Origin of the sequence: Pseudomonas sp. (genome assembly GCF_041601375.1) — a bacterium.
Classification (GTDB): Bacteria; Pseudomonadota; Gammaproteobacteria; order Pseudomonadales; family Pseudomonadaceae; genus Aquipseudomonas.
Window position 1 is genome coordinate 1 of the sequence record NZ_JBFIIG010000151.1, and the last position, 10418, is coordinate 10418.

Genomic DNA, 10418 nt, shown 5'->3' on the forward strand with positions numbered 1-10418 from the left:
TGTCGGCCACCGGCGTCGGCCACGGCAGTGACACCGCGGTGATCATGGGCCTGATGGGCGACTGGCCGGATCAGATCGACCCGGCGAACATTGCGCCGCGGATTGAAGCACTGCACAGCAGTGGCACCCTGCAACTGGATGGACGCTTGCCGATTGCCTTCGACTGGCAGCGCGACATGTTGCTGCTCGAAGAGAACTTGCCCTATCACCCCAATGCCATGACCCTGACGGCCTATGCGGCCGACGGCAGTGAGCTGAGTAGCGGCACCTACTATTCGGTCGGCGGCGGTTTCGTGGTCGATGCCGAACAGGCGGCCACCGGCCAGCTGGACCAGGATCACACCCAGTTGCCTTACGACTTCTCCAGCGGCGACGAGTTAATGCGCTTGTGCAAGGAGCATGGCCTGCGGGTGTCCGAATTGATGATGGCCAACGAGAAGGCCTGGCGTAGCGAAGCGGAAATCCGCAGCGGCCTGATGCGCCTGTGGCAAGCCATGCGCGACTGCGTCGAGCAGGGCCTCAAGCACGAGGGCATTCTGCCCGGCGGGCTCAACGTCAAGCGCCGCGCGGCCAAGCTGCACCGCAGCCTGCAGGAAATGAGCAAGCCCAACGTGATCGGCTCGACCCTCAGCGGCATGGAGTGGGTCAACCTGTTCGCCCTGGCGGTCAACGAGGAGAACGCCGCCGGCGGGCGCATGGTAACCGCGCCGACCAACGGCGCGGCCGGGATCATTCCGGCGGTGCTGCACTACTACGTGCGTTTCAGCCCGGCGGTGAGCGAGGCGGACGTGGTCGACTACCTGCTGGCCGCCGCGGCGGTGGGCATCCTGTGCAAGAAGAACGCCTCGATCTCCGGCGCCGAAGTCGGCTGCCAGGGCGAGGTCGGTTCGGCCTGCGCCATGGCCGCGGCCGGTTTGGCGGAGATCCTCGGCGCCACCCCGGAGCAGCTGGAAAACGCCGCCGAGATCGGCCTGGAGCACAACCTCGGGCTGACCTGCGACCCGGTCGGCGGGCTGGTCCAGGTGCCGTGCATCGAGCGCAACGCGATCGCTGCGGTGAAGGCGATCAACGCCGCGCAGATGGCCCTGCGTGGCGACGGTCAGCACTTCATCTCGCTCGACCGGGTGATCCGCACCATGCGCGATACCGGCGCCGACATGCACGACAAGTACAAGGAAACCTCACGCGGCGGCCTGGCGGTCAGCGCTGTCGAGTGTTGAGTCGCGCCACCCCGTCCATCGCCAATCGCTTCCGATTCCGCTCACAGGCCGGTGCCGAGGAGAGCTAAGTATGTCCAGTTACGAGGCATTGCAGCAGCCTGCAGAGGTCGCCCTGGCGGCGATCGGTTTTTTGCTCAGCGACAATTTCAGCCTGATCAGCCTGGCGGCGGTACTCGAGCCTTTGCGCCGTGCCAATCAGTTTTCCGGGCGCATCCTCTATCGCTGGCAGACCCTGACTACGGACGGCCGTGCCGTGCGCGCCAGCAACGGCATGCTGGTGACCCCGGATGGCGCTGCACAGACGGAGCCGGCGCTGGATGCCTTGATCCTGTGTGGCGCAGAAGGCCTGCCGCGCGACTGCGATCCCGAGCAGATCCGCCTGCTGCAGAATCTGGCGCGGCAGCGCGTGCACCTGGGGGCGCTGGGGAGCGGCAGTTGGGTGTTGGCCAATGCCGGTCTGTTGCAGGGCTACGAGTGTTGTGTGAGCTGGGACTGTCAGGTGGATATGCGCGAGACGTTTCCCGCTGTCTCACTCAGCCCGCAGCGCTTCGTCCTCGACCGTGATCGGTACACCGCCGCGGGAGGCACGGCCGGGCTGGAGTTGATGCTGCAACTGATCGGCCGTAGCCACGGTCCTGCACTGGTGGACGCGATCAGCGAAACCCTGGTGCTCGAGCAGGTGCGCGGCGAGTCCGGGCCGCCCCATATGTCGTTCCGCCAGGCACTGGGCAGTGCCCAGCCGAAGTTGCAGGAAGCGATAACGCTGATGGAGGCCAATCTCGAAGAGCCCATCGAACTCGATAAGCTGGCACGCTATGTCGAATTGTCGCGGCGCCAGCTCGAGCGGTTGTTCTGCCAATACCTGCGTTGTTCGCCGTCGCGCTATTACCTGAAACTGCGCTTGCTGCAGGCGCGGCAGCTGCTCAGGCAGTCGGCCCTGCCGATAGTGGAGGTGGCCAGCAACTGCGGCTTCCTGTCCCCACAGCACTTCTCCAAGTGCTACCGCGAGCACTTCGGCGTGGCGCCGAGCAACGAGCGGCTGGGCAAGTCGCAACGCTGCCGCCTGGCCATGCACTGAGCGCGGCATGTGTGCCGCGCCGCCGAACCCTTGGTGCACTGCCTGCGGCGAGTAACACCCTATAGACCTTTCAGGTTCGTCCGTGCCAGCCGCGCGGTACGAGCCTTTTTTATTGGTTGGTGCGGCCGAGGGCTTTTGTAGGATGTTGCGGGCCGCGTAGGCTTGAGCGCAGCGATACCCATCGGATCAGTGGCATCCATTCCGCTCTTTGCCACAACGCCCCGTCACGGTTCGCACCGGTCGGGGCTTTTTTGTGTCCGGGCGGCTGCCCTGGAGCGTAGCAATCCCCTCATCCATTGCGTGCCTCTTTTCAAGCGGCTTACAACGCTTCGATATATGCCTGGGCAGGCGCAGCGGATCTGACCAACTTCGGGTCGGAAACGTACAAAAATCGGCTGTTTGTATCTGTTGCAATGCTTTCCAACGGCTGACCAGACCGGTGGGCCGAGTCACTGGAAAACAACAAGGATCAACTCCATGCAAATGCCCAAGACGCTCAGAATTCAGAATGGCCAGAAGGTCCAGCCGACCTTCTCCGCCCAGGAATATGCCAACCGCCAGGCCCGGCTGCGTAGCCACATGGCCGCCGAAAACATCGACGCGGCGATCTTCACCTCGTACCACAACATCAACTACTACAGCGATTTTCTGTTCTGCTCGTTCGGCCGCCCCTACGCCCTGGTGGTGACCCAGGATAGCGCTGTGACCATCAGCGCCAATATCGATGGCGGCCAGCCTTGGCGCCGTACCGTCGGCACCGACAACATCGTCTACACCGACTGGCAGCGTGACAATTTCTTCGTCGCCATCCAGCAGGCCCTGCCCAAGGCGCGTCGCATCGGCATCGAGTTCGACCATCTGAACCTGCAGAATCGCGACAAGCTCGCCGCCCGCTACCCGGATGCGCAGCTGCTGGACATCGCCGCGCCCTGCATGGGCATGCGCCTGATCAAGTCCGTCGAGGAGCATGCCATGATCCGCCACGGCGCGCGTATCGCCGACATTGGCGGTGCCGCGGTGGTCGAAGCCCTGCAGGATCAGGTGCCGGAGTACGAAGTAGCCCTGCACGCCACCCAGGCGATGGTGCGCGAGATCGCCCGCACCTTCCCCGACGTCGAACTGATGGACACCTGGACCTGGTTCCAGTCCGGCATCAACACCGACGGTGCGCACAACCCGGTGACCACGCGCAAGGTCAACAAGGGCGATATCCTCAGCCTCAACTGCTTCCCGATGATCGCCGGCTACTACACCGCGCTGGAGCGCACCCTGTTCCTCGACCATTGCTCCGACGAGCACCTGCGCCTGTGGCAGGTCAACGTCGAGGTGCATGAAGCCGGTCTCAAGCTGATCAAGCCGGGCATGCGCTGCAGCGACATCGCCCGCGAGCTGAACGAGATATTCCTCCAGCACGACCTGCTGCAATACCGCACCTTTGGCTACGGCCACTCGTTCGGCACCCTCAGCCACTACTACGGCCGTGAGGCTGGCCTGGAGTTGCGTGAAGATATCGACACGGTTCTCGAGCCCGGCATGGTGGTGTCCATCGAGCCGATGATCATGCTGCCAGAAGGCCTGCCGGGTGCCGGTGGCTACCGCGAGCACGACATTCTGATCGTCAACGAGCAGGGCGCGGAGAACATCACCAAGTTCCCCTATGGGCCGGAGAAGAACATCATTCGCAAGTAATGCCAGAGCGCAGCGTAGAGGGGGGGAACCACCGCTGCGCTGCTGCCATTGTCTCGAACCTAGGCCGCCAGGCCAGGAGGCAACAGCGTGAATACAGGTGACAATAGGTTTCGCTGGGGCTTCATATGGAGGCCGTGGACAGTAGGGGCTGGTGCATGTCGGCGCCTTTGTTCGTGGATCGTCGCTACCTGGCATGCCGTACTGCCGGATGAAGCAATCGCACTCCTTCAGTTTCCTCCGCACCTTGGTCAGAGGCCTGATCTCTGTGGCGGACAGATGGCGCAGCAACGATCCTGCACATTGGCGGATTCGTTAGAGGACAGAAGCAATGAATAAAAGTGTCTTTGTGGGCGAACTCACATGGAAGGAGTACGAAGCCTCTATTGCCGGTGGTGAGCGGGTGTTGTTCCTGCCGGTCGGCGCGCTTGAGCAGCACGGCCATCACATGTGCATGGACGTGGATGTGCTACTGCCTACGGCTGTTAGCCAGCGGGTGGCTCAGCGTATCGATGCGCTGGTTATGCCAGCCTTGCATTACGGTTACAAGTCGCAGCAAAAGTCCGGTGGGGGCAACCACTTTCCCGGTACCACCAGCCTGGACGGGGCCACGCTGACCCACAGCGTTCTGGACATCATTCGCGAGTTGGCACGTCACGGCGTGCGCCGTCTGGTGCTGATGAACGGACACTACGAGAACTCGATGTTCATCGTCGAGGGTATCGATCTGGCATTGCGCGAACTGCGCTATGCAGGCATCAACGACTTCCGGGTCGTGGTGCTGTCCTACTGGGACTTCATCAAAGATCCACAAGTGATCGCACAACTCTACCCGGACGGATTTCTCGGCTGGGATATTGAGCACGGTGGAGTATTTGAAACCTCGCTTATGTTGGCGCTCTACCCTGAGCGAGTCGACATGGAGCGGGTCGTCGATCACCCACCGGCAAGCTTCCCGCCCTATGACGTCTTCCCCATTATTCCCGAACGCACGCCGGCCCCCGGCACCTTGTCTTCCGCTGTCGGCGCCAGCCGGGAGAAGGGCGAGTTGATTCTTCGAGTCTGTGTGGAGGGTATCGCTAGCGCCGTCGAGGAAGTCTTCAACCCACCCTCCTAGGCACTGCCAGCGTCATGCAGTGTTTTGCCCAATGATTCTGACAAATATAAGAATGATCGAGAGGCTAACAATATGAGTACGGGACAGAGCGCGGTGCCTGCCGCATCGATTCATACAGGAGGGGAGCCGCATGAATCGCGTGTGGCTATTTCCCAGAGTACCTGGCTAAAGGGCCTGAACCCGGTGGTAACCCTGGGCTCGCTGTTGGTGATCGCCGGTGTGATGCTTGGTCTACTGATGTATCAGGAGCAAGCCGCTGCGCTGTTCGACCAAGTGCGCAGTGGTATCACCTATGCGTTCAGCTGGTATTACGTGCTGATCGCCGCGTTGTTTCTCTTCTTCAACGGCTGGTTGGCCTTTAGCCGCTTCGGTCGCATCCGCCTAGGCCGCGATGATGAACGACCAGAGTTCGGTTACTTTTCCTGGTTCGCCATGGTGTTTTCCGCAGGCCAGGGTATCGGCCTGATTTTCTGGAGTATCGCAGAGCCGATGTTCCATATGCAGGGGAACCCCTTCAGCGCCACCAGCATGAGCGCTGAAGCGGCGGAAACCGCGATGCGCATCACCTTCTTCCACTGGGGCCTGCATGCCTGGTCGATCTATTGCATCGTCGCCCTGGCGTTGGCTTATGCCGCCTTTCGCAAGGGCCTGCCGCTAACCATCCGCTCTACCTTGCGCCCTCTGTTCGGTCGCGCCATGGATGGCCCTTGGGGGCATGCAGTGGATATTTTGGCAATAATGGCGACCATCTTTGGTGTGGCCACTTCGCTGGGGTTGGGTGCGCAGCAGATCAATGCCGGTCTGAATCGCCTGCTCGGCGTGGAAAGCTCGGTGCTGGTGCAGCTGGGGTTGATCGCAGTGATTACGGCGGTCGCCGTGTTCTCTGCGGTGTCCGGGGTCAATCGCGGAGTGAAGAAGCTCAGCGAGCTGAACATCATATTGACCATCGCCCTGATCGTGTTCTTCTTCATCTGGGGGCCGAGCCGCTACATCATCATGTCGCTGGTCGATGCCACTGGCGATTATCTCGCGAACGTCATCGAGATGAGTTTCTGGACAGATGCCAGCAAGCAGGATCCGGCTGCCTGGGAGGGTTGGAAATCCAGCTGGCAGGGCTGGTGGACGGTGTTCTATTGGGGCTGGTGGCTGTCGTGGGCGCCCTTTGTCGGCGTGTTTATCGCACGAGTATCCCGTGGTCGCACCATCCGTGAGTTCATTCTGGGCGTGATCCTGGTACCCACAGTGTTGACCTTCATCTGGATCGCCGCCTTTGGTGGTACCGCCGTGAGTCATGAGTTGTTCGGCGAGGCAGGCATCTCCGCCGCGGTGACCAAGGATGTCGCCAGCGCCTTCTTCGTGACGGTTGACTCCATGAACCTCGGCGGCCTTGGCACCGTGGCGCTGTGGTTGGGCACCCTGCTGGTGGCCACCTACTTCATCACCTCGGCCGACTCCGCGACCTTGGTGCTGACCACCATCATGTCCCATGGCGCTATCCACCCAGCCAAGCGTCACCGGGTGTTTTGGGGGGGGATGCAAGGAGTAGTCGCCGCAGTGCTGTTGGTTGTCGGTGGCGCAGCATCTTTGGCCACCCTGCAGACGGCGGCTATCGCCAGCGCATTGCCATTTTCTTTCATCATGCTGCTGATGTGCCTGAGCTTGATCAAGGCGCTGCACGCAGAAGCTCCGGTGGAGCTGGGCGCTTTACGGTCAGAGGCACCGACTTAAGTTTGAAGTACCGCCGGCCGCCAGCTTGGGCGGCCGGCCCACCCTCAGTCACCCGTCAAAAAACTCCTACAAGAACAATTTAAGAGGCTTATTTCATGACCTCCTGGGTACTCACGCTCTTCGTTTCGCTAAACCTCGCCATGCTCCTGACTGCGGCCGGAACCTATCTGTGCCGTTCCGCCAAAGAAAAAGCCGGACAGGCGGAGTAAGCGCCATGGACTTTTATGAAATCTTCAACTGGGGCCTGCTGATCCTTGCCTTCGGGGTGATGATCGGGATCGGCTTCCTTTCTTCACGCAAAGTCAAAGACAGTGATGAAGGTGGCTTTTTGCTCGCCGGGCGCAGTCTCGGCGCCTTCGTCGGGGCCAGTACCATCGTCGCCACCGGCTTCAGTGGCTGGGGCTTCATGGGTTCGCCGGCGGTGGCTTACGAGTTCGGCGCCATTGAGGTGTTGGGCAACTTCTTCTTCGCCCCGGCGATGATGATCGCGGTGCTGTTTTTCGCCAACCACATGCAGAAGCGCGCACTGACCATGGGCAGCAACACCATCCCCGAGTACATAGGTCAGATTCATGGCGGTGGTAACGGCGGGCGTCTGCTGCAGGGCGTGGCGGCGCTGATGACCATCATCCTGCTGATGGTGTTCCTGGTCAGCCAGATCAAGGCAGTCGGCATTCTCGGCGCGTCCTGGTTGAATATCGGGATGACCAGCAGCGCCTGGTTAATGATCTCGGTGATCATCCTCTACACCATGCTCGGTGGCCTGGCCGCAGTGGCCTGGACCGATACTGTGATGGTCTGCGGCATGGCATTGGCAGCGATCGTGATCATGATCCAGATGTTCACCAGCGTCGATCTGGGGCTGTGGCAGAGCAACCTCAATAGCATCGACACGAACTTGCTCAACCCGACCACCGCAGCGCCCTATGGCAACAGCAAGAGTTCGGTATTCCTAGTGCTGCCTTATGCCTTCCTGTTCGCCGCGGTGCTGCCATATATGGCGATTCGCTTCCTGGCGTTTAAACCCAAGGTGAAGATGCACAAGGTCGGTGTGTATGTGGCAATTCTTGGAGGGCTGCTCAGTCTGATCCCGATCGTCGGCCTGTACATGCGCGCCTTCGGCCCGCAATTGACCGACCCGGACAATGCCATGCCGATGTATCTGCAGACCTTTATGCATCCAGCGCTGCAAGGCCTGATCACCCTGTTCATTATCTTCGCCATGAAGTCCACCGCCAACTCGATGCTGCACACAGTGGCCTCGGCGACTTCGCATGACCTGCGACTGGCGTTGAACAAGCATGCCAAAGTGGACTCATCGCACGCGCTGACCATCAACCGCATCGCGGTAGTGGCGTTAGGTCTGTTGGGCCTGCTGATGATGATGTATGCGCCGCCGTTCATGTTGTCTTGGTTGGGCATTCTCGGCTCCGGCACTCTCCTGGCGGCGATGATCGGCCCGGTGTTCATCTCGACCTTTTGGCAGGGCAACGTGACCGGCGCCCTGGTAGCGATGTTGGTGGGGTTCTTTACCAGCGGTGGACTGCTGTTGACCACCGATATCGGCTGGGTCGAAGGGCCGCTGATTGGCTGCCTGGCGTCGTCCTTCTGCTATGTGACCGTGTCTGTGTTCACGCGCGCTCGAATGCCAACCGTTCAATGCGACGAATCAGTCTGAGTGGATAAGCAGAGCCACGGACTCGAGAGAGTCCGTGGCTCTTTGCTGTGAGAATTGCCGTCCGGTGCCAAGCAGCAAGTTGGGCAATGCAACGTGATGGTCGAGCAGGTAGCACAGCAGGATCAGTTACTGGGCCGTTTCAGCGTGTGACCTTGAGCTTGTGGGTGTGGGCGCTCAGCTCAGGACTTTCTGCTTGCGTTCACCGCGTGGCGAGTGACCAAAGAGCCGGCTGTAACACTTGGAGAAGTGGGCCGGCGAGGCAAAGCCACAGGACAGGGAGATGTCGCGCACTTGCGCATCGCTACGCAGAAGCAAATCGCGCGCGCGGTTCAGGCGCAGTTCCAGGTAGTACTGGCCTGGCTTGCGCTCTAGATATTTGTGAAACAGTCGCTCCAGTTGGCGTACCGACATCTCGTTGAGTTGAGCGAGTTCCTCCAGCTCCAGCGGCTCCTCCAGGTTGGCTTCCATGATCGCGACTATCTGGCTCAGCTTCGGCTGAGCGTTGCCGAGCTTCTGCCGCAAAGGCACGCGCTGCTGTTCGCGGGAGCCGCGCATGCGGTCGCAGAGCAGCAGCTCGGCGGCGTGGGTGGCGATCTCCACGCCGTCCGGTTCGCGCGCGATCAGTTGCAGGGTCATGTCCATGGAGGCGGTGCCGCCGGAGCAGGTGTAGCGGTCGCGGTCCAGTTCGAACAGCTGATTGGAGATGATGATCCCAGGGAACTTGTCCTTGAGCTGCTCGATGTCTTCCCAGTGGATGGTACAGCGGTAGCCCTTGAGCAGGTCCGCGCTGGCCAGCAGGTGACTGCCGGTGCAGATACCGCCCAGTGGCACATGGTGCTCGGACAGCTTGCGTAGCCAGTTGAGCAGGTTGCGGTCGTTCTTCGCCGGAATCGGGTTGGAACCGACCACGAACAAGGCGTCAAGCTCGGGGGCGTCGCTGATCGAGTGATCCGGTACCACAGACATGCCGTTGCTGGCGCGCACTGGCTCATGGTCCACGGCGATCAACAGGGTTCGATAGAGGGTGCGTTTAGCAGCCAGGTTGGCCATGCGCAGTGTCTCGATCGCGCAGGCGAAGCCGATCGTGGTGAAGTTGGGGCTCAGCAGGAAGCCAAAGGTTTTCACTTGCTGGGCCGGCATCGCGGCAGGCTGGTTCTCGGCCGTTGCCAAGGGGGGCGATGCGTGTGCCATTTGTTTCTTCTCCTCCACTACAGCCGCTCTCGATTGCTGGCAGGCCATGGGCCGGCAGCCGGGGCAACGGTACGATTTATTGTTGCTGGACGTCAGCAGAGACACCTGCACTGGCTGCAATCTTACACCCATTGCAGAGCGCTTTGATCGGGCCGGGGGCATTGTCCGCGGCTGTGGCGCAGGCGCAAAGCGGATGACCTGCCTCACCGGCAACGACCGGGTTCGTTCCGCTGATCTCCTCTTTCGTCGACAGCCGCGGCGCCTTACCAGTTTGAACACTTTCACGTCGGAAATGAGCAAACGGCACCCAGGTGCATTTCGCACAATCTGCTGCAACAGGCATTACCTATCCCGCCTCCAGCCGAAGCGCCAAGCAATGCGCCGAGTAATGGCCTCCAAGCGGGAGTGGGGTTGGAGGTACGTTCTGATCAATAACAACAGGCGACTCAATATCGTCGCAGGGAGATTCGAGATGTTCAGCAAACAAGACCAAATCAAGGGCTACGACGACGAACTGCTGGCGGCGATGGACGCCGAAGAAGCGCGTCAGGAGCATCACATCGAGCTGATCGCCTCGGAAAACTACACCAGCAAGCGTGTCATGCAGGCCCAGGGCAGCGGCCTGACCAACAAGTACGCCGAAGGCTATCCGGGCAAGCGCTACTACGGCGGCTGCGAGCACGTCGACGTGGTCGAGCAACTGGCCATCGATCGCGCCAA

The 10418-nt window shown here is 61.0% G+C and carries 7 protein-coding genes and 1 pseudogene; 7 read left to right on the forward strand and 1 reads right to left on the reverse strand.

The window, feature by feature from the left end; translation table 11 throughout:
* From ABZE94_RS16800 to ABZE94_RS16825, 6 genes are all read left to right on the forward strand, one after another.
* Positions 1-1220 (forward strand): L-serine ammonia-lyase (locus ABZE94_RS16800; protein WP_372876659.1); only part of this gene is annotated, 1220 nt, incomplete at its 5' end.
* A gap of 70 nt (positions 1221-1290) precedes the next feature.
* On the forward strand, positions 1291-2298 hold the full coding sequence (locus tag ABZE94_RS16805) for a GlxA family transcriptional regulator (protein ID WP_372876661.1): 1008 nt from the start codon (positions 1291-1293) through the stop codon (positions 2296-2298).
* Positions 2299-2775: 477 nt separating this feature from the next.
* Positions 2776-3987 (forward strand): M24 family metallopeptidase, encoded by a 1212-nt coding sequence (locus ABZE94_RS16810; protein ID WP_372876663.1) that lies wholly within the window; start codon positions 2776-2778, stop codon positions 3985-3987.
* 328 nt (positions 3988-4315) lie between these two features.
* A complete protein-coding gene (locus tag ABZE94_RS16815) occupies positions 4316-5101 on the forward strand; it encodes a creatininase (protein WP_372876665.1) in 786 nt (261 codons plus the stop codon).
* A 141-nt stretch (positions 5102-5242) separates the two neighbouring features.
* Positions 5243-6829, forward strand: a complete 1587-nt coding sequence (locus ABZE94_RS16820) for a BCCT family transporter (protein ID WP_372876667.1) — start codon at positions 5243-5245, stop codon at positions 6827-6829.
* Positions 6830-7043: 214 nt separating this feature from the next.
* A complete protein-coding gene (locus ABZE94_RS16825) occupies positions 7044-8507 on the forward strand; it encodes a sodium:solute symporter (RefSeq protein ID WP_372876669.1) in 1464 nt (487 codons plus the stop codon).
* A gap of 174 nt (positions 8508-8681) precedes the next feature.
* Here the strand turns inward: ABZE94_RS16825 and ABZE94_RS16830 are convergent, their stop codons facing one another.
* On the reverse strand, positions 8682-9647 hold the full coding sequence (locus tag ABZE94_RS16830; RefSeq protein WP_372876671.1) for a GlxA family transcriptional regulator: 966 nt from the start codon (positions 9645-9647) through the stop codon (positions 8682-8684).
* Positions 9648-10170: 523 nt separating this feature from the next.
* On the opposite strand from ABZE94_RS16830, the pseudogene glyA reads away from it, so the two are divergent.
* A pseudogene (gene glyA / locus ABZE94_RS16835) lies at positions 10171-10418 on the forward strand (serine hydroxymethyltransferase); the annotation flags it as partial.